Origin of the sequence: Streptomyces prunicolor NBRC 13075 (assembly GCF_000367365.1) — a bacterium.
Lineage (GTDB): Bacteria > Actinomycetota > Actinomycetes > Streptomycetales > Streptomycetaceae > Streptomyces > Streptomyces prunicolor.
In genome coordinates this window covers 94,134-113,995 of sequence record NZ_BARF01000069.1, presented here as the reverse complement: position 1 = coordinate 113,995, position 19,862 = coordinate 94,134, and the positions used below count along the sequence as shown (strand labels likewise).

At 69.1% G+C, this 19,862-nt stretch carries 15 protein-coding genes; 6 read left to right on the top strand and 9 right to left on the bottom strand.

The window, feature by feature from the left end; genetic code table 11:
• The first annotated feature begins 702 nt into the window (after positions 1–702).
• Entirely contained in the window at positions 703–3,057 is a 2,355-nt protein-coding gene (gene glgB, locus SPR02S_RS66475) for a 1,4-alpha-glucan branching enzyme (RefSeq protein ID WP_078623039.1), read from the top strand.
• Positions 3,058–3,339: 282 nt separating this feature from the next.
• On the opposite strand, the gene SPR02S_RS30425 is transcribed toward glgB, so the two are convergent.
• From SPR02S_RS30425 to SPR02S_RS30410, 4 genes are all read right to left on the bottom strand, one after another.
• Positions 3,340–5,592, bottom strand: a complete 2,253-nt coding sequence (locus SPR02S_RS30425) for a HelD family protein (protein WP_052347075.1) — start codon at positions 5,590–5,592, stop codon at positions 3,340–3,342.
• Between the two features lie 156 nt (positions 5,593–5,748).
• A complete protein-coding gene (gene trxA, locus SPR02S_RS30420; protein WP_043258585.1) occupies positions 5,749–6,060 on the bottom strand; it encodes a thioredoxin in 312 nt (103 codons plus the stop codon).
• Positions 6,061–6,077: 17 nt separating this feature from the next.
• Entirely contained in the window at positions 6,078–6,464 is a 387-nt protein-coding gene (locus SPR02S_RS30415; protein WP_019060807.1) for a MerR family transcriptional regulator, read from the bottom strand.
• Positions 6,465–6,493: 29 nt separating this feature from the next.
• Positions 6,494–7,003, bottom strand: a complete 510-nt coding sequence (locus SPR02S_RS30410) for an Lrp/AsnC family transcriptional regulator (RefSeq protein ID WP_245607638.1) — start codon at positions 7,001–7,003, stop codon at positions 6,494–6,496.
• A 39-nt stretch (positions 7,004–7,042) separates the two neighbouring features.
• Here SPR02S_RS30410 and SPR02S_RS30405 point away from each other — a divergent pair, with 39 nt between their 5' ends.
• Positions 7,043–7,945 (top strand): NAD-dependent epimerase/dehydratase family protein, encoded by a 903-nt coding sequence (locus SPR02S_RS30405; protein WP_019060805.1) that lies wholly within the window; start codon positions 7,043–7,045, stop codon positions 7,943–7,945.
• Here SPR02S_RS30405 and SPR02S_RS30400 read toward each other — a convergent pair.
• The 3 genes from SPR02S_RS30400 to SPR02S_RS30390 form a co-directional block, all read right to left on the bottom strand.
• Complete coding sequence (locus SPR02S_RS30400) at positions 7,905–9,407, bottom strand: AAA family ATPase (RefSeq protein ID WP_019060804.1); 1,503 nt, start codon at positions 9,405–9,407, stop codon at positions 7,905–7,907. The genes SPR02S_RS30405 and SPR02S_RS30400 overlap by 41 nt on opposite strands.
• Before the next feature lie 45 nt (positions 9,408–9,452).
• The gene (locus tag SPR02S_RS30395) at positions 9,453–10,217 is read right to left on the bottom strand and encodes a DUF2127 domain-containing protein (protein WP_026150990.1); all 765 of its coding nucleotides are present in this window, start codon (positions 10,215–10,217) and stop codon (positions 9,453–9,455) included.
• A gap of 226 nt (positions 10,218–10,443) precedes the next feature.
• Positions 10,444–11,871, bottom strand: coding sequence for a cation:dicarboxylate symporter family transporter (locus SPR02S_RS30390; protein ID WP_052347074.1), 1,428 nt, complete (start codon positions 11,869–11,871; stop codon positions 10,444–10,446).
• Positions 11,872–12,148: 277 nt separating this feature from the next.
• Here SPR02S_RS30390 and SPR02S_RS30385 point away from each other — a divergent pair, with 277 nt between their 5' ends.
• The 3 genes from SPR02S_RS30385 (at position 12,149) to SPR02S_RS30375 (ending at position 15,879) form a co-directional block, all read left to right on the top strand.
• Positions 12,149–13,399, top strand: a complete 1,251-nt coding sequence (locus SPR02S_RS30385) for an RNA-guided endonuclease InsQ/TnpB family protein (protein WP_019060801.1) — start codon at positions 12,149–12,151, stop codon at positions 13,397–13,399.
• A 78-nt stretch (positions 13,400–13,477) separates the two neighbouring features.
• Entirely contained in the window at positions 13,478–15,199 is a 1,722-nt protein-coding gene (locus tag SPR02S_RS30380; RefSeq protein WP_019060800.1) for a sensor histidine kinase, read from the top strand.
• Positions 15,196–15,879 (top strand): response regulator, encoded by a 684-nt coding sequence (locus SPR02S_RS30375; RefSeq protein WP_019060799.1) that lies wholly within the window; start codon positions 15,196–15,198, stop codon positions 15,877–15,879. The genes SPR02S_RS30380 and SPR02S_RS30375 overlap by 4 nt, the downstream gene beginning before the upstream one ends.
• On the opposite strand, the gene SPR02S_RS59070 is transcribed toward SPR02S_RS30375, so the two are convergent.
• Positions 15,869–18,256 (bottom strand): tetratricopeptide repeat protein, encoded by a 2,388-nt coding sequence (locus SPR02S_RS59070; RefSeq protein WP_019060798.1) that lies wholly within the window; start codon positions 18,254–18,256, stop codon positions 15,869–15,871. The two genes, SPR02S_RS30375 and SPR02S_RS59070, sit on opposite strands and share 11 nt — an antisense overlap.
• Positions 18,257–18,333: 77 nt before the next feature.
• Positions 18,334–18,870, bottom strand: coding sequence for a hypothetical protein (locus SPR02S_RS30365; RefSeq protein ID WP_019060797.1), 537 nt, complete (start codon positions 18,868–18,870; stop codon positions 18,334–18,336).
• A 26-nt stretch (positions 18,871–18,896) separates the two neighbouring features.
• On the opposite strand from SPR02S_RS30365, the gene SPR02S_RS30360 reads away from it, so the two are divergent.
• Positions 18,897–19,760 (top strand): 5'-methylthioadenosine/S-adenosylhomocysteine nucleosidase family protein, encoded by an 864-nt coding sequence (locus SPR02S_RS30360; RefSeq protein WP_026150989.1) that lies wholly within the window; start codon positions 18,897–18,899, stop codon positions 19,758–19,760.
• The last annotated feature ends 102 nt before the right edge of the window (positions 19,761–19,862 follow it).

The window sequence follows — 19,862 nt, the reverse complement described above, 5'->3', positions numbered from 1 at the left end:
ACCACGCCGCCGCTGGCGACCAAGGCCGCGGAGCCGACCGCGTCCTCGACCTCGCCCACCGCTCCGGCTGCGCTGCCAACTCCGGCCGACACCTCGGAGCCGAAGTCGGCCACACCGCCGACGCCGTCCACCTCTCCGACCGCACCGGCCACGGCGGTACTGCCAGCCCCGTCCGATACCCCGAAGCCGAAGCCGGCCACACCGCCCACCTCGCCGACCGCTCCGACTCCGGCCACACCGCCGGTATCGACCGACGCCCCGAAGCCGACCACCCCGCCGACGCCGTTCACCGCTCCGGCCCCGGCGCCGCTGATGGCCCCGACCGACGCAACCGAGTCGGCCACACCGTCACCGCTGCCAACCGCATCGGCTCAGGACCAGACTCCGGCCGATGCCCCAGAGCCCGTCACGCCCCCGATTCCGACCACCGCCCCGGCGCGGAACCAGCCTCCGGTCCCGGCGAACACCTCGGAGTCGACCACGCCCCCGCCCACCGCACCGACTTCGGCCACGCCACCGGCCTCGGCAGACGCCCCGAAGCCGACCGAGCCGCCGACGCCGAACCTGCCCACGCCGCCGGCCCCACTCACCGCCCCGACCCCGCCCGCCGCTCCAGCTGCGACGCCGGTCCCGCTGACGACTGCGGCTGACACCTCGGAGCCGACCACCCCACCGACGCCGGCCACCGCACCGACCACGCCCATACCGTCGGTCTCCGCCGACGCCCCGAAGCCGACTACGCCCACGACCCCATCGGCTCCGCCGGCAGCGCCCGCCCCTCCGGCCCAGGCCCCCGCCCCGCTGCCGACCCCGGCCGACATCCCGGAGTCCGCCACACAGCCCACCCCACCCACTCCCCCCACCATCACCATCTCCCCCGCCCTGGACGCCCCAGACCGCGACCGCCTCCTCCACGGAAACCACCACTCCCCCCACTCCGTACTCGGCGCCCACCTGGTCCCAGGCGGAGTCGCGTTCCGGGTGTTTCGGCCGTTCGCGCTCGGAGTGACCGTCGTGGCAGGGCAGTTGAAGGCCGAGTTGCACGACGACGGGGACGGGTTCTTCTCGGGGCTGGCCCCGCTGCAGGGGGTGCCGGAGTATCGGCTCGCCGTGGCCTACGAGGGCACCGTGCAGGAGGTCGAGGACGCGTACCGGTTCCTCCCCGCGCTCGGTGATCTGGATCTCCACCTGATCGGTGAGGGCCGGCACGAGGAGCTGTGGCAGGCGCTCGGGGCGCGGACGATGACGCATCAGGGGGTCACCGGCACCCGGTTCACCGTGTGGGCGCCGGACGCTCAAGGCGTGCGCCTCGCCGGTAGCTTCAACTTCTGGGACGGGACGGGCGCCCCGCTGCGCTCACTCGGCGGAACCGGTGTCTGGGAACTGTTCATGCCCGGCGTCGGCGAGGGCGAGCTGTACAAGTTCGAGATCACCCGGCCCGACGGATCGAAGACGATGCGCGCCGACCCGATGGCCCGCCGCACCGAGATCCCGCCCGCCACCTCCTCGATCGTCCACGCCTCGCACTACGAGTGGAACGACGAGGAATGGCTCGCCCAGCGCGCCGAACTCCCCGCCCACGAAGCGCCCCTCTCCATCTACGAACTCCATCTCGCCTCCTGGCGCCCGGGTTTGACATACCGCCAGCTCGCCGAGCAACTCCCCGCCTACGTCAAGGACTTGGGTTTCACCCACGTCGAGATGATGCCGGTCGCCGAGCATCCGTACGGCGGCTCGTGGGGTTACCAGGTCACCGGCTTCTACGCCCCGACCGCCCGCCTCGGCACCCCCGACGACTTCAAGTTCCTGGTCGACGCCCTGCACCAGGCCGGTATCGGCGTCCTCATGGACTGGGTCCCGGCTCACTTCCCGCGCGACGACTGGGCGTTGGCCGAGTTCGACGGCCGCCCCCTGTACGAGCACGAGGACCCGCTCCGGGCCGCGCACCCCGACTGGGGCACCCTGGAATTCGACTTCGGCCGCCGCGAGGTCCGCAACTTCCTTGTGGCGAACGCCGTTTACTGGTGCGAGGAGTTCCACATCGACGGCCTGCGCGTGGACGCGGTCGCCTCGATGCTCTACCTCGACTACTCACGCGAGCCGGGCCAGTGGACCCCGAACGAGCACGGCGGCCGGGAGAACCTCGACGCCGTCGCCTTCCTCCAGGAGATGAACGCGACCGTGTACCGCAGGGTGCCCGGTGTCGTGACGATCGCCGAGGAGTCCACCGCCTGGGACGGCGTCACGCGCGCCACGGACCATGTCGGACCCGGCGGATTCGGCGGCCTGGGCTTCGGGTTGAAGTGGAACATGGGCTGGATGCACGACTCGCTCGACTACATGTCGCACGAGCCCGTCCACCGCAAGCACCACCACGGCGAGATGACGTTCTCCATGGTCTACGCCTACAGCGAGAACTACGTCCTCCCCATCTCCCACGACGAAGTGGTCCACGGCAAGCGCTCGTTGGTGTCGAAGATGCCCGGCGACTGGTGGCAGCAACGCGCCAGCCTCCGCGCCTACCTCGCCTTCATGTGGTCCCACCCCGGCAAGCAACTCCTCTTCATGGGCCAGGAGTTCGCCCAGGGCGCGGAGTGGTCGGAGACAAACGGCCCCGACTGGTGGCTCCTGGACCCCTCCTACGGCGCCGAAGCCGACCACCGAGGCGTACGCGACCTGGTCCGCGACCTCAACACGGTCTACCGCCACACCCCGGCCCTGTGGCAACTGGACACCAACCCGTCCGGCTTCCAGTGGATCACCGGAGACGCTTCCGAGGACAACGTCTTCGCCTTCCTCCGCTACGACACCGACGGCTCCCCCCTCCTCGCCGTCAGCAACTTCTCCCCCGTCGTCCGCCACGACTACCGCCTGGGCACCCCCGACGACATCCCCGCCTGGCACGAAACCCTCAACACCGACACAGCCCGCTACGGCGGCAGCGACATCACCAACCAGGACCCCATCAAGCCCGAACCCCAACCGTGGCACGGCCGCCCGACGAGCATCCGCCTGACATTGCCCCCGCTGGCGACGGTCTGGCTGCGCCCGGCCTAGCACCCACAACTCCAGTTCCCGGCCGGCACCTTCACAACGCCGATCGGGACCTTCGCAGTGCCGGCCGGGACCTTTTCAGCTCCGGCCGGCACATCTCACCACCGGCCGGGACCTTTTCACCCCCGGCGGCAAATCCAGCCGGTCCGGCACTTGCTGACCCAGGCCGGCAAAATCCAGCCCGTCCGGCGTTTGAGGACGAGGCCCCTTCAGGGCCGACGGGGGTCTGGGGGCGCAGCCCCCAGGAACGCCCACACCAACACCGGCCACCAACACCAGCCGCCCTCACACCACCCCCGCTCCCGCCAAGCTCAGCGGCAGCGAACCCGTGTGCAACACCCCCAACCTCTGCGTAGCCCGAGTCAACGCCACATACAAATCACTCGTCCCGTACCGCCCCGGCTCGACAACCAACACCGAGTCGAACTCCAACCCCTTGGCCTGCCGAGGATCAAGCAGAACGACACTCCGCGTCAGATCCGGCTCGGCGCCCGCCGTCACCCCGTCCAGCCGCGCAGCCAACCGCCGATGCAGATCCCGAGGCGCGATAACCGCCAACCGCCCCTCCACAGGGGCAAGTTCACCCACGGCCTTCGCCACCGCACCCGGCAGATCGTCAGTCGCCCGCACCCAAGGCCGCACGCCAGTGGCCCGCACCGAACTCGGCGGCTCGAACCCCGGATTCTCCGCGCGGACGACCGCCGCCGCGAGGTCCATGATCTCGGCGGGGGTGCGGTAGTTGACGCCGAGGCGACGGTGGTCGAAGCGGTCCTCGACGTACGGGGCGAGGATCCCCGACCACGAGCCGACACCCGCCGCCTCCGCAGTCTGGGCGGGGTCGCCGACCAGGGTCATCGACCGGGTCGGACTCCGCCGCATCAGCAACCGCCAGGCCATCGGCGAGAGTTCCTGCGCCTCGTCGACGATGATGTGCCCGAACGCCCAGGTCCGGTCGGCCGCCGCACGCTCGGCGGCACTGCGGTGATCCTCCTCCTCATGCCGCTCCGCGAAGCGCTCCGCGTCGATGATGTCGTGCGCAGACAGCACCTCGGAACCCTCGGGATCGCCCTCCTCCTTGTCCTCGAACTCGAACGTCCGGGAGGCGAAGGACACGTCCAACACACCCTGCGCGAACGACACTTGCTCCTCCCGCTCGCGCTGCGCCCGCGCCCGCCGCACCCGGTCGTCCCGCCCGAGAAGCTCCGCGGCCTCGTCCAGCAGCGGTACGTCCGCCACGGTCCACGCGCGGGTCACCGGGCGCCGGATGGCGTCCGCGTCGTCGTCGGAGACGTAGCCCACGGGGTCGGCGAGGAAGTCCGCGACGAGGTACTGCGGGGTCAGCCGCGGCCACAACTGGTCGATGGCGGCCCAGACTTCGGGGTTCTCGGCGAGTTCGTCGCGGATCTGGGTGATGTCGCTGGGGTCGAGCAGGTTGCTGCCGTCGAAGGGGTCGGTGCCGATGCGTTCGGCGACCATCTCGGTGAGCGTGTTGAGGATGTGGCCCTCGAAGTGCTCCCGGGCCGCGTTGTGCGGGAGTTGGGCTTCGCGGGCGCGGTCGCGGGCCACCCGTACCAGGCCGTCGTCGAGCATGAGGATCTCGCGGTCGTGCTCGATCGCGATGACCGGGTCGGGCAGCGACTGCCAGTCGCGTACGACGGCGGCGAGGACGTCGGCCATGTCGGCCCGCCCCTTGACGGACGCCGCGGCCCGAGTGTCGGTGGCCGTGGCCTTCACACCGGGGAACAACTCGCCGACGGTGGCGAGGAGTACGCCGGTCTCGCCGAGGGACGGCAGCACCTCGCCGATGTAGCCGAGGAACGCGGGGTTCGGGCCGACGATCAGGACGGCCCGCTTCGCGAGCAACTCCCGGTATTCATAGAGGAGATATGCGGCCCGGTGCAGCGCGACGGCGGTCTTGCCGGTGCCGGGGCCGCCTTCGACGACGAGCACCCCGCGATAGGGCGCGCGGATGATCTCGTCCTGTTCGGCCTGGATGGTCTGCACGATGTCGCTCATCCGGCCGGTGCGCGCGGAGTTGAGCGCGGCGAGCAGGACGGCGTCGCCGCTGGGGTCCTCGTGGCCGGTGCGGGTGGCGTCGCCGAGGTCGAGGATCTCGTCGTGCAGGGCGGTGACGCGGCGCCCGTCGGTGGTGAGGTGCCGACGGCGGCGCAGATCCATCGGGGTGTGGCCGGTGGCCAGGTAGAAGGGGCGGGCGACCTCGGCCCGCCAGTCGATCAGGATCGGCGTGAGGTCGGCGTCGTCGGAGCGGATGCCGATCCGGCCGATGTGGTGGCTGACCCCGGAGGTCAGATCGATCCGGCCGAAGCAGAGCGAACCGTCCACGGCGTTCAGCGCGGCGAGCAGCCCCGAGCGCTCGGCGACCAGGATGTCCCGCTCCAGCCGGGCCTGCATGGGCGTGTTGCCCTGCCCGAGCGCGTCCGTGACAGAGTCCTCGGTGGCGCCGCGCAGCGCGTCCACGCGTGCGTACAGACCGTCGATGAATTCCTGCTCACCGTGAATTTCATCGCTGTTTGACAATTCCACTCCCGGACCTATATACTGTGCTCATTGAGCCTCTTTGCGACTCAATTCCCGTGAAGTCGCGAACCATTGAATATACGCAAAAGAATCCCCCGAGCGCAATTGCTCAGGGGATTTCCTCGTTCAAGAGGCTCGTCAAGAGGCCCGGGTCCCTCAGATCACATCGGCCAGTTCCTCCAGCAGCCGCCGCTTGGGCCGGGCCCCCACCATGGCCTTCACCGGCTCACCGCCGCGGAAGACCATGAACGTGGGCATCGAGAGAACCTTGTAGGCGTTCGTGGTCTCCGGATTCTGATCGACGTTCAACTGCACCACTTTCAGCCGATCCGCCTCCTCGGTGGCGAGGGCGCGCAGTACCGGTGCCATCTGCCGGCACGGAGGACACCAGTCCGCCGTGAACTCGACCAGCACCGGCAACTCGGCCCCGATCACCTCCGCCGTGAAATTCTCGTCCGTCACGTCCATTACGTGGGTCGCGTCGATCACAGTTCATGCCCTCCCAGTTCGCACAACGGTGGTGGCTCCTCGACCGTCGCCAGCCGCACCCCGATCTCCGCCCGCACGGCCTGCAACTCCCCGATCAGGGAGTCCAGTTCGGCCAGCTTGCGCCGGTAGACCGCGAGCGACGCCGGGCACGAGTCGCCCTCCGGGTGCCCGGCCCGCAGACACTCCACGAAGGGCCGCGTCTCCTCCAGGTCGAACCCGAAGTCCTGCAAGGTCCTGATCTGCCGCAGCAGCTTCAGATCAGCCTCGTCGTACGTCCGGTACCCGTTGCCGCCGCGCCGCGCGGGCAGCAGCCCCCGTGACTCGTAGTACCGCAACGCCCGCGTCGTGGTCCCGGCCCGCGCGGCCAGCTCGCCGATTCGCATGTCTACGACGGTAATCCTTGACGTCGGCGTCAGGGCAACAGCGGTTTCCGCTCCACCGGTGAGGTCAGCACGATGGACGTCGTGGTGCGCCCGAGGGCGGAGACCGCTTCGAGAACTTCCTCCAGGTGGACGGTGTCCCGGACGGCGACCTTGAGGATCCAGCAGTCCTCGCCGACGACATGGTGGACCTCGGTGATCTCGGGCCGCTCGATCAGCTCCAGGGTGCGGGGGTGCTTCAGGGTGTAGCCGCCGTGCGGGTCGACCCGGATGAACGCCTGGATGCCGTAGCCGAGCCGGCCGGGGACGACATGGGCGCCGTAGCCGCTGATCACGCCCGCCGCCTCCAGCCGTCGGACCCGCTCGGTGACCGCCGCCGGGCTCAGCCGGACCTGTCGCCCGAGCTCGCTGAGCTTGATCCGGCCGTCGGTCTGGAGGAGGTGGAGGATCTGCCGGTCCACTCCGTCGAAGGCCACCGGTGTTTCGTCGGCGGTGGCTCGCGGATGCCGTGGTTCTTTCGGTGCGGCGGCCCGAACTCCCATGTCTCCCCCTTCAGATCCTGCTCGTACGCCCGAAGAATTATGGTCATGGAAAAGGCACGGGACGTCCTGGTCATCGGCGGCAACCGCTACTTCGGCAAGCGGCTGATCGCGCGGCTGCTGGCCGCCGGGGACCGGGTCACGGTCCTCAACCGGGGTTCGTCGGCGCCGCCCGCGGGGGTGGTGCACCTGGTCGCCGACCGCGACGACGAGGACGCGTTGCGCGCCGCGCTCGGCCCGCGCACCTTCGACGTCGTCGTCGACCAGGTCTGCTACACCCCGCGCCAGGCGGCCATCGCCCGCCGCGTCTTCACCGGCCGCACCGGCCGCTATGTGATGACGTCGACGGTCGAGGTGTACGAGTACGAGGACTCGCCCGCGCTCGTGAGCGAGGCGGCCGTCGATCCGCTCGCCGTGACCGTGGATCTCCAACTCCCCTGGGAAGAACCGGAGTTCCTCGACGCGCACTACGGCGAGGGCAAGCGGCAGGCGGAGGCGGTGCTCGCGGCGGCCGGGCCGGAGTTCCCGTACACGGCGGTCCGCGTGGCCCATGTCCTGGGCGGCGCCGACGACTTCACCGGCCGCCTGGCCCACTACGCGGACCGCATCCGCACCGGCGAGCCGATCGCCGTCCCCCGCACCAACCACCCGGCGACCTACATCCACGTCGACGAGATCGCCGACTTCCTCTTCTGGACGGCCGGCCAGGACTTCACCGGCCCGGTCAACGCGGCCTCCCACGACCCGCTGACCACGGAGGACCTGTGCGCGGCACTCGCCGCCCAACTCCCGTCCGGGAGCGTGGTGTTCCGGACGGTGATGGAGGGCGAGCCCGTCTCCCCGTTCTCCTTCGCCCGCTCCTACGGCATGGACAACTCCCGTGCCACCGGGCTCGGTTACACCTTCACTCGGGCTCGGGAGTGGCTGCCGGGGGCGGTTCGGTAGCCGGGCACGACACCCCGAGCAGCCGGCGCGTCAACTGGTCGTGGTCCGAGAGGAGTTCGTCGAGGGCCTCGCGGAGGTCGGCGGGTTCCGTGCGTGCCGACTCGCGTTCGGCCGCGATGAGGACGGAGCGCCGTACCAGCTCCTTCGTGAAGGACGCCGTCGTGCCCTCCGTGCGGGTCACCACCTCGGCGGTGGTCTCCTCGTCGAGGTCCAGGCCGGTGCCGTAGAGGCCGAGGAGGCGGGCGCGGCCCGGGGCGTCCGGGAGGGGGATCTCCACGGCGAGGTCGACGCGGCCGGGGCGTTGGACCAGGGCCGGTTCGAGGAGGTCGGCGCGGTTGGTGGTGAGGAGGAAGGCCACGTCGGCGTCGTCGCCGAGGCCGTCCATCTCGTTCAGGATCTGGAAGAGCAGGGGCTGTTCGCCGCTGCCGTGGTCGCGGGCCTCGGCGATCAGGTCGCAGTCCTCCAGGACGACGAGCGCGGGCTGGAGCATGCGGGCCAGGGCGCAGGCGGGGCCGATCGCCTCGATGGTGGTGCCGGAGAGGATGACGACCGTGAACTGCGGGAGGTGGGAGAGGAGATAGCGGATCGTGTGGGTCTTGCCGGTGCCGGGCGGGCCGTAGAGGAGCAGGCCGCGGCGCAAGTGCTGGCCGGCGGCGCGGAGTTGTTCGCGGCGGCGGGCCACGCCGACGACCTGGCGTTCGACGCGCTCCAGGAGGCCCTCGGGGAGCACGATGTCGTCGCGGGTGAGAGTGGGGCGGCGGTGGAAGCGGAACGGGCCCAGGCCGTGGCCGAACTCGGAGCCCTCGAAGGAGAGCACCTGGCCGCGGAAGATGTTGTGCTCGCGCACGAGCACGTCGATCTCGGCGAGCAGCCGGTCCGCGAACTCCTTGTCCTGCGCGAGGACTTCGATCTCGACCTTGTTGTGCCCGTACTCGTCGGCGGGTCCGCGCAGCAGCACCGCGAACCGGTCCTCGCCGTCCGCGCCGAGGTAGAACCCGCAGGAGACACAGGCGAGTTCGGCGTCGGGCGAGATGGGGAGGTGGGCGTAGTCGACTGCCCCGATGGTGAACCGGTCGTGGCGGTCGGCGGCTTCGAGGATGTCGCCGAGGGTGAGGTCGGTGCGGTTCTGCGCGCCGCGCATGCCGACCAGTTCGTAGGAACGGCCGTCCCCGGCGAACCACTTCTCCAGCGCGAGCTGCACGTTCGGGAGGTCGTACGGCGGATACGCGGCCTTGACGACGGGCCGGTCGCCGGGGGCGGTGCCGAGGTGGGCGCGGAGGCGTTCGGTGAGGTTGCGGGCGGGGTCGTAGTCCTTGGTCTTGGGGCGGGCGACCGCGGCGAGGAACTCGTAGAAGAGTTCGCTGATCTGCTGCAACGACAGGGGCGAGGCCTCGCGTTCGGCGCCGTATCGGCGCTCGTACTCGGCCTCGCTCATGAACTCCACTCCGCCCGGTTCGCCCATGTTTGCCTCCGTAGTGCCCAGGTTCCGACGTTTCGAACCAGAGTGTCAGACCATGACCCCGGCCGATGTCTCCACCTCCAGCAGGGACGCGCTCTCCCGCTCCTCGTCGAAGGCCTTCCGCCCGCCGCGCAGCCCGAACAGCCGCTTGGCCAGGGCGATGTAGAGGACGGCGAGTATGTTGAGGACGAGGGTGGCGATCTTCAACCAGCTGATGTGTTCGGTGAGTTCGTAGATCTCCAGCGGCAGGAACGCGGCGGTGGCGACCACCGTCAGATACTCCGCCCAGCGCTTGGCGTACCAGAGCCCACCGGCCTCGACGAGTTCGATCAGCGCGTACGCCAGCAGCAGTACGGCGACCAGGACCAGCGTGGAGTGCTTGTAGCCGAAGGTCTTCTGGATGGTGCCGACGATCGGCGAGTGGTCGAGGTCGTAGTGGAAGTGCTTGAAGACGGGCCGGAAGACGTCGAGGTACTCGTCGAAGAGCTGGCGCACCGAGTCCTGGCTGTTGCTGAACTTCCATACGGCGGCGGCGACCAGCACGATGAACACCCCGCGCACGGCCCGCTCGATCGCGAGGAAGCGCAGGATGAACAGGTCCCGCAGCACCTTGCCGCGCGGTACCAGCGGGGCGTGGTCGGCGGGCCCCGAGCCGTGCGGTTCGCCGAGGACGAAGTCGCCGCAGCGCAGACAGCGCCAGGCCTCCCCGAACCCGGTCTCGGTACGCAGCCGTTCCCGCAATGGCGTCTCGTCGGGCGCGTACGTCGCGTGCCCGTGCCGTGCGCAGTGCCGCCGGTCCCAGTCGATCTTCATGCCCATGGCCCCCGTGACTCCTGCCCAACGTGAACGTGCCGTGCGGCGCCGGAGGTTTCCGGCACGGCACGGCACGCTAGTACATCCCTACTACGTCCCTGTAAGGAACTACGTCCCTGTAAGGACCGGGCGGCTGAGCGACGGGGGGACACCCAGCCGCCCGGAGTGCGTGGGGCGTCCGGACCGTGTTCAGGTCGGCCCGGGCGCCACGCTTGAGCAGAAGCGCTCAGGCCTTGGCGAGTTCCTTCTCGCCGCCCTGCTCGGGCACGCCGTCGAGGTGGTCGTCGCCGTCCTTCTCGTCGAGCAACGTCTTCTCGTCAAAGGGGAGTTCACCGGCGAGGACCCGGTTCACCCGCTCCTTGTCGACCTCGCCGGTCCAGGTGCCGATGAGCAGCGTGGCGACGGCGTTGCCGGCGAAGTTGGTGACCGCGCGGGCCTCGCTCATGAAGCGGTCGATGCCGATGATCAGGCCGACACCGTCGACCAGGGCCGGCTTGTGCGACTGGAGACCACTGGCGAGTACGGCGATGCCGGAGCCGGAGACACCGGCCGCGCCCTTGGAGGCGACCATCATGAAGAGCAGCAGACCGATCTGCTGGCCGATGCTCATCGGCTGGTCCATCGCGTCGGCGATGAACAGCGAGGCCATCGTCAGGTAGATCATCGTGCCGTCGAGGTTGAAGGAGTAGCCGGTCGGCACGGTGATGCCGACGACCGGGCGGCTGACACCCAGGTGCTCCATCTTCGCGATGAGCCGCGGCAGCGCGGACTCGGAGGAGGAGGTGGAGACGATCAGCAGGAACTCACGGCCGAGGTACTTCAGCAGCTGGAAGAGGTTGACCTTGGCGACCAGCTTGGTCAGCGTGCCGAGCACGACCACGATGAACAGGAAGCAGGTGACGTAGAAGCCGGCCATGATCGTGCCGAGCGCTTTGAGCGCGTCCATACCGGTCTCGCCGATCACAGCGGCCATCGCGCCGAAGGCACCGACGGGCGCGGCCCACATGATCATGCCGAGGATGCGGAAGACCAGCTTCTGGATGTACTCGACACCGCGCAGCACCGGCTCGCCGGTCCGGCCCATGGCCTGGAGCGCGAAGCCCGCGAGGAGCGCGATCAGCAGCGTCTGGAGGACCTGGCCCTCGGTGAACGCCGACACGAAGGTGGTCGGGATGACCCCGAGCAGGAAGTCGACCGGGCCCTCGGCGGCGGCCTGGGCCTGCGTGTGTCCGACGCCCTTGACGGCCTCGGTCAGGTGCATGCCGCTGCCCGGGTGGATGATGTTGCCGACGACCAGGCCGATGGCCAGCGCCACGAACGACATCCCGATGAAGTAGGCGAGCGCGAGCCCGCCGACCTTGCCGACCTGAGCGGCCTTCCGGACCGAGCCGACGCCGAGCACGATCGTGCAGAAGATGATCGGCGAGATCATCATCTTGATCAGCGCGACGAAGCCGGTACCGAGCGGCTTGAGCTCCTTGGCGAAGTCCGGCGCGGCGAACCCGACGGCGATGCCGAGGGCGACCGCGACGATCACCGCGATGTAGAGGTAGTGGGTGCGGTCCCGCTTCACGGGCGGTGCTGCGGGTGCGGCAGGTGCGGGTGCGGGGGTGCTGGCCACGGCTGCCCTCCTTGACGACGTCGTCGGCATCATCCGGCGTGCGGCTCACGACCGGCGGAACCCTGGCTGCGAGTGCGGCTCACGTCCGGGGTTTGGGGAATTCAAGCGGTCCGCGCCGAACTCCGTGCGGATTTCCGTACGGAGTTCCGTGTGGATCTCCGTAGGGGATCTCCACACAGCTCTCTCTGCGGGCCGGTCCGGGAGGCGGCTGCTTCCGGGGGTTGCGGTGACTATCTCCCGGCTTGTGAGAGCGGTCACCCTTACGTTCATTAAGTCCACGGCTCACACACTGCCCTGTTAGTTTCTGAGAATGACCGAGCCTGTTAAGCGGGCCTTCAGGTACCGCTTCTACCCGAGCGACGCGCAGGCGGCTGAGCTGATGCGCACGTTCGGCTGTGTCCGCACGGTCTACAACCTGGCTCTTCAGGCCCGTACCTCCGCCTGGTACACCGAGCGGCGTCGGATCAACTACGTCCAGACCTCGGCTCTGCTGACCGCGTGGAAGAAGACCGAGGAGTACGCCTACCTGGCCGAAGTCTCCTCGGTTCCCCTGCAGCAGGCGCTGCGACACCTGCAGGGAGCATTCACGAACTTCTTCGAGAAGCGTTCCGCCTATCCGCGGTTCAAGTCCCGCAAGAAGTCCCGCAACAGCGCGGAGTACACCCGCTCGGCGTTCGTCTACCGCGACGGTCGACTGACCCTGGCGAAGATGCGGGAGCCTCTGGACATCGCATGGTCCAGGCCTCTGCCGAAGGGGCAGGTGCCGTCGACAGTGACGGTGTCACGGGACAGCGCGGGACGCTGGTTCGTCTCGATGCTCTGCGAAGACGCTTCGGTGAAGGCGCTCCCGACGAGCCGCGCGGCAGTGGGCGTCGACGCGGGCATCACCTCGCTGGTGACTCTGTCGACCGGCGAGAAGGTCGTCAATCCGAAGTTCGAGAAAAAGGACCGGGCGAAACTGGCCCGCGCGCAGCGGGAGCTGTCCCGTAAGAAGAGGGGTTCCAGGAATCACGACAAGGCCCGCACTCGGGTCGCACGGATCCACGCCCGGAGCGCCGACCGGCGCCGGGACTTCCTGCACAAGCTGTCCACGCGTCTCGTTCGTGAGAACCAAACGATCGTGATCGAGGATCTCGCCGTCCGGAACATGCTGAAGAACCGCGCGCTCGCCCGTGCGATCTCCGACGCCTCATGGGCCGAACTGCGTTTCATGCTGGAGTACAAGGCCCGGTGGTACGGCCGCGAACTGATCGCGGTGGACCGCTGGTACCCGTCGAGCAAGACCTGCTCGGCCTGCGGCCATCTGGTCGCGAGAATGCCGCTGAACATCCGGGAATGGACCTGCACCGCATGCGGGGCACACCACGACCGGGATGAGAACGCGGCGAAGAACGTCCTGGCCGCCGGGCTGGCGGTGTCGGCCTGTGGAGCCGGTGTAAGACCCCAACGGAGAATCTCCGGGCGGGCGGCCGGTGTTGAAGCAGGAAATCTTCGAAGGAGTGCCGGACAGCGGCGCGGAGTCGGAGAGTCCCCCTCCGCGGAGTCGGGAGAGGCCAATTAGTTCGCGCTTGACCAACCGGGCGTAGATACGGGAATCAGAGGGGTGAGCTGCGGAGAGACGGGGAGGCACACTGATCCCATGCGCATTCCCCGCGTCCCCCGCCCCCGCAGCCTCGCCGGCCAGCTCTTCGGCATGCAGGCCGTGCTGATAGCGGTCGTCGTCGCCGGGTACGCGCTGTTCACCTACGTCAGCGACCGCAGCCAGGCCGAGGACGCGGCCGGCCGCCAGGCGATGGCGGTGGCGCGCTCGGTCGCGGACTCGCCGTCGGTGATCGCGGCGATCGGTACGTCGAACCCCACCGCGCACCTGGAGTCGTACTCCCTGAAGGTCCAGCGGGACACCCAGGTGGACTTCATCACGATCATGAATCCGCAGGGCATCCGCTGGACGCACCCGGACCGGAACCAGATCGGCAAGAAGTTCCTCGGCCACATCAAGCCCGCGCTGAAGGGCGACTCCTTCACGGAGACCTACACCGGCACACTCGGCGCGTCCGTCCGCGCGGTCACCCCCGTCAAAAGCGGCGACAAGGTCATCGGCCTGGTCAGCGCCGGCATCCGGGTCGAGGCGATCACCCAGCGGGTGCAGGACCAGGTCACGGCACTGATCGGGGTGGCGGCCGGCGCCCTGGCACTGGGTGCCGTAGGCACGTACGTCGTCAACGCCCGCCTCCGCCGCCACACCCACGGCATGAACGCGACCGAGCTGAGCCACATGCACGACTACCACCAGGCCGCGCTGCACGCGGTGCGCGAAGGGCTGCTAATGCTCGACGGTCAGTACCGGGTGGCGCTGATGAACGACGGCGGGCGGGAGTTGCTCGGGGTGACCGGGGACGTGGTGGGCCGGTCGGTGGCAAGCCTGGGCCTGCCGGCGCCGTTGACGGGCGCACTGCTGTCGTCGGAGGAGCGGGTGGACGAGGTCCATCTGACGGCGTCCCGGGTGCTGGTGGTGAACACCTCGCCGGTGTCGGGCGGTGAGCGTCGCGGAACGGTGGTGACCCTGCGAGACGTGACCGAACTCCAGTCGCTGATGGGCGAGTTGGACTCGGAGCGCGGCTTCACACAGGCGCTGCGGTCACAGGCCCACGAGGCGGCGAACCGCCTGCACACGGTCGTCTCGCTGATCGAGCTGGGGCGCGCGGAAGAGGCGGTGGACTTCGCGACGGCCGAACTGGAGCTGGCCCAGACGCTGACGGACCAGGTCGTCTCGGCGGTCAACGAACCTGTGCTGGCTGCCCTGTTGCTCGGCAAGACGGCCCAATCCAACGAGCGGGGCGTGGAGTTGGTGGTGTCCGAGGACAGCAGCATGGACGACGGCCTGCTGCCGGATTCGCTGTCCGCGCGGGACTTGGTGACGATCCTCGGCAACCTGATCGACAACGCGGTGGACGCGGCTCAGGGGAGCCTGCGGGCGCGGGTGACGGTGACGGCGTACACGGAGGCGGGGACGGACGGTTCGGCGCTGGTGCTACGGGTCGCGGATACGGGTTCGGGGGTGGATCCGGCGCACGCGGAGGCGGTGTTCCAACGGGGCTTCTCGACGAAGCCGGCCGGGCCCGGGGGTCGGGGGTTGGGGTTGGCGTTGGTGCGGCAGGCGGTGAATCGGCATGAGGGGACGTTGACGGTGGCTGAGGCGGAGGGGGGCGGGGCGGTGTTCGAGGTGCGGTTGCCTTTGTGGGGGGTGGGGGCGGATTCGGGGGCGCGTTCAGGTGCGGGTGCGAGTTCGGGTTCGGGTTCGGGTTCGGGTCGTGCGCGGGCGTCGTCACAGGGTTCTGTTTCCGAAGGTGGCAACTCATGAGTACGGCCGAGCCGATCCGTGTCCTCATCGTGGAGGACGATCCCGTCGCCGCCGACGCGCACGTGATGTACGTCGGCCGGGTGCCGGGGTTCGTGGCGGTCGGCAAGGCGCACACCGGGGCGGAGGCGCGGCGGGCGTTGGAGCGGACGCAGGTGGATTTGCTGCTGCTGGATCTGCATCTGCCGGATGCGCATGGCCTGCAGCTGGCTCGGTCCTTGCGGGCGGCCGGGTATCACGCCGACGTCATCGCGGTGACCTCGGCGCGGGATCTGGCCGTGGTGCGGGAGGGGGTGTCGCTGGGGGTCGTGCAGTACGTGCTGAAGCCGTTCACCTTCGCCACGCTTCGGGATCGGCTGGTGCGGTATGCCGAGTTCCATGCGGCTGCGGGTGAGGCGAGCGGTCAGGACGAGGTCGACCGGGCGTTGGCTGCTCTGCGGGCGCCGTCGCCTGCGGCGTTGCCCAAAGGGCTGAGTGCGCCGACGTTGGAGAAGGTGACTGTCGCTCTGCGGGACTGTGGGGAGGGGCTTACTGCGGCGGGGGTTGCGGAGGCGGTGGGGATTTCTCGGATTACTGCTCGGCGGTATTTGGAGCATTTGGTTGAGGCGGGGAGGGCGGCGCGTAGTCCGCAGTACGGGACTGTGGGGCGGCCTGAGTTGCAGTATCGGTGGGTTAAGGGGTGAGTGGGGGGTTGGGTAGGGCGGCGGCTCGGGTGCGGGAACGGGCGGCTTCGGTGGGGGCGTTGGCTCGGGTGAAAGCGGCGGCGGATTGTAGGTAAGCGGTGCGGGCTTCGGTGGGGCGGTAGACGGTCCGGTAGGCGAGGGCCAGGTTGTGGAGAGATCGCCCCTCGCCGTACCAGTCCTCGAACTGGCGGCAGATCTCAAGGGACTTGCCGTAAGCATCGGTCGCTTCCTCCGTCCGGCCCGAGTTCAGGAGAGCGTTGCCGAGGTTATTCCACGCCATAGCCTCGCACTGGCGGTCACCGGCGGCCTGAAACAGATCACGAGCCCGAGTATGGGCGCCGATCGCCTCACCTGGCCGGCCCTCGTCCAGCAAGGCGAGGCCGAGGTTGTCCCACGCCTTGCCCTCACCCCGACGGTCACTGGCGGCCTGAAACAGATCACGAGCCCGAGTATGGGCCTCGACCGCCTCAACTACCTGGCCCGCCTCTATCAGAGATCCTCCGAGGTTATTCCACGCATTGGCCTCGCCTTGGCGATCTCCAACGGCCTGGAACAGATCGCGGGCGCGGGTGTGGGCGTCTATGGCTTCCTCCACCCGGCCCGCCTGCCGCAGGGCGATGCCGAGGTTGCCCGATGCCATGGCCTCGCCCGGCTGATTCCCCGCGCAGTGAGCAGCTTCCCGTGCGGCCTCCGTGACAGCGATCCAGTCGTCGAGATATCGCCGCCAATTCAGGTACTCCCCCAGACATAGGGCCAACCGAATCGCAATGTCCGCGAACCGCTCCTCCCGCGCCCACTGCACCGCCGCCGCGACCAGCCCCGCCCTCTCCCCGTCCAACCACGCCAAAGCTTGCGCCCGATCATCAAACCGCTCCGGATTCGGCTGCCCTGGCAGCCACCGCAACCGGTCATCAGCCAAATCCGCCCACAAGAAGTAGAACTCCAACATACGCTCCCGCGCCGCCTCTCCTTCCTCCCTCAGCCTCGCGTCCCCCGCCGCCACTCCCACCCCGAAAGCCCGCACCAAGTCATGCAACCGCCACCACCCGCGGCCACTCCCCCGCTCTACGAGATGCGCACGGGCCAAAGCCGTCAACTCCCGCCCGGGAGGCGCCTCGGCTCCGACCAATGCGGCAACAACCTCGGCACTCACCTCCGGCCCGGGCGCAAGGGCGAGCAGTCGCAACAGCCGCGACTGCTCGGGCGACAGCCGGCGGTAAGAGAGTTCGAAGGCAGCACGGACGCTCCGCTCACCGTCGTCAAGATGATCGAGCCGATTGCGGGACTCCCCCAGTTCCACCACGAGTTCAATCACCGGCTTGCCCGGATCCTCCGCCAGCAGCGCGGCCGCGATCTGTAGCGCCAGCGGCAAATGTCCGCAGAGAAGGGCGAGTTGCTCGGCCGTGTCGGGGCCATCGACAACCCGGGTGTCGTGCGGGTCGGCGATCCGCAGGGCTCGGTCGAGAAGTTCGTACGCCTCCTTCGGCGTGAGCTGGTCCAACGACACCAGCCGCGCGCCCAGTTGGGGCAACCGGTCCCGAGAGGTAACCAGCACACGATGCCGACCGTCCCCCGGCAACAACGGCCGTACCTGATCCGGCGACGACGCATTGTCGGCCAGCACGAGCAGCGCACCGTATTCCCGCGCACGCGCCGCCAGCGTGGAACGGTAGAGCGCCACCCGTTCGTCCGCCGTGGCCGGCATGTGTTCCGGCGGGGTGCCAAGCGCGCGCAACAACGCCTGGAGCGCCCGGTCAGCAGTGACCGGCTCCTGGTCATACCCATGCAGGTCGATGAACAGCACCCCACCCGGGAACCACCCCCGCCCGCAGACCAGATACGCGGTCTCGACTGCCAGCGCGGTCTTACCGATGCCACCGAGTCCGGACACTGCAGCAACGAGAACCGCCGGCGTCTCCTTCGACTCCCCGGCTGGATCCAGCGCCCGGAGCAACGCCGTCGTCTCCTCCTCCCGTCCGGTGAACCCGCCAGGCCTCGGCGGCAACCCGGCCAACGCCTCGGGTACGGCAGCGCCACCCCGCTGAATCACGACCTGTACGCCGACGACCTCACGCAGAAAGACCCCGCCCCGGAAATCGGCGTGGTCCCCGTCGTACCAGGAAGCCGTAGTCCCACGCCCCATGGCCCGCGCAACCGCACCGGCAGCACCATCCGGATCAGCGGAGAGCAGCTCAGCCAGAGCCTCACCCCACTCGCGTACGGCATCGCGCCACGCGGGATCGTTAGCCGCCTCGGCGATTTCGCGCGCAGACGCCCCACCATCGAGCCCCAGCTTCCGCGCCAGCTCCGCCACCGCACAACGCCCCGCGTCCCCACCGGCCCCCGCGGACAGAGCCTCCAACAGCGCAGCTTTCATGCACTCGTCCCACCGTTCCGTACCAGGCTCACGCCGCCTGCCCCCAGTGGGTCAACGGTAGGGCTTCGGGCGGGACTTCACGCCGCCTTCGCGTACCAGACGACCTGCCAAGCCAGCCCTGCCACAGCGAGCACCTCCAACCCCGAGATGGCAACGAGCAGCCCGCTCCCCGCATCCACCCAGAACACCACCAGCGCGGCCAACGGCACCGCACAGAACGCCGTCAGATCAACCACGACCTGAACCGCCTTCCGGGACCCGCGCCGCCGGTCCCCCCGATGCGCGGTCTCCCACCCGAACGCCTCGAACCCACCGCCCGGTTGGGCCAACACCGCGAGCCTCGGCCCGAGTTCGTCGCGGACGTACGCCCCGATCGCCGAGATCTTCTGGTCGTTCACGAGGTACGTCCACCCGAGCACGACACACACCGGCGGCAACGCCAGCAGCATCGACGCCTGCTTGGCCTGCGCGGCGGCGGCGATGACGGCGGCCACGACGCCCAACGTGACGTAGAGCAGGTTGTCCCGGAACCCGATCCGCGCCTTCTGCTCGTCCTTGATGCTCTGGTACTCGGCGAGCAACAACTGCCCGACCGTTACGTCCTGTTCCGGCACTCGATTCCCTTCCCCCGCAGTACCTTATGAGTGTGCCGGAGCCGCAGCCCACAGTCCTCGTCCTGACCGCACTCCCTCTCGAATACGCCGCCGTTCGCGCGTACGTCGAGCAGCGAGAGGAAATTGTCACTTCCGACCGAACCCGAGTCGAACGGGGTCAACTCCCCGGCACCCCATGGCATGTTGCCCTGAGCGAACTGGGCGTGGGATCCGACCGAGCCGCCGCGCTCACCACTCAGCTCATCAACTGGCTTCATCCGCAAGCCGTGTTGTTCGTCGGAGTCGCGGGCAGCTTGAAGGACGACATCGGGATCGGTGACGTCGTCGTGGGGACGCAGGTGTACGAGATCCACGGCGGGAAGCAGACGCCGGAGGGTTTCCTGGTCCGGCCGAAGGCTCTGCCGGGGTCGCACGCGTTGGAGCAGGCGGCGCGGTCGGCCGTACGGGACATGCCCGATGTCCGTGCGCACTTCGTTCCGATCGCGACGGGCGATGTGGTGCTGGCGGACGCCAAGTCCGAGATCGCTCAGTTCATCCGCAGCAACTACAACGACGCCGGTGCGATCGAGATGGAGGGCTCCGGGGCTCTCCAAGCGGCCCATCTGAACGGGCAGTTGGACGCCCTGGTCGTCCGTGGCATCAGCGATCGCGCCAATGACGACAAGTCCGACGACGACGCCTCCGGGTCACAGCAACGCGCCGCCAAGCAGGCTGCGTTGGTGACGGTGGCGCTGCTGCGGAAGCACCGGCCGCGCGAGGGTTCCGCCGGCGCCGAGGAGGAGCCCCATCGAGGTGGCGGCGGAGCGACATACGGGGGAGATCACATCGACTTCCGGGGAGGGACCTTTAACGGGCCCGTCGTCGGGAAGCGGGTTGACGGGCGGGGGTAGGGGTACCACTCACGGGCCGGTTCCCCGGGCTAGCGCGACGCTGCGGCCAAGGCCGCTGGGCTTCACCGGGCGCTCGGCGGAACTGGACCGCTTGCTCCGACA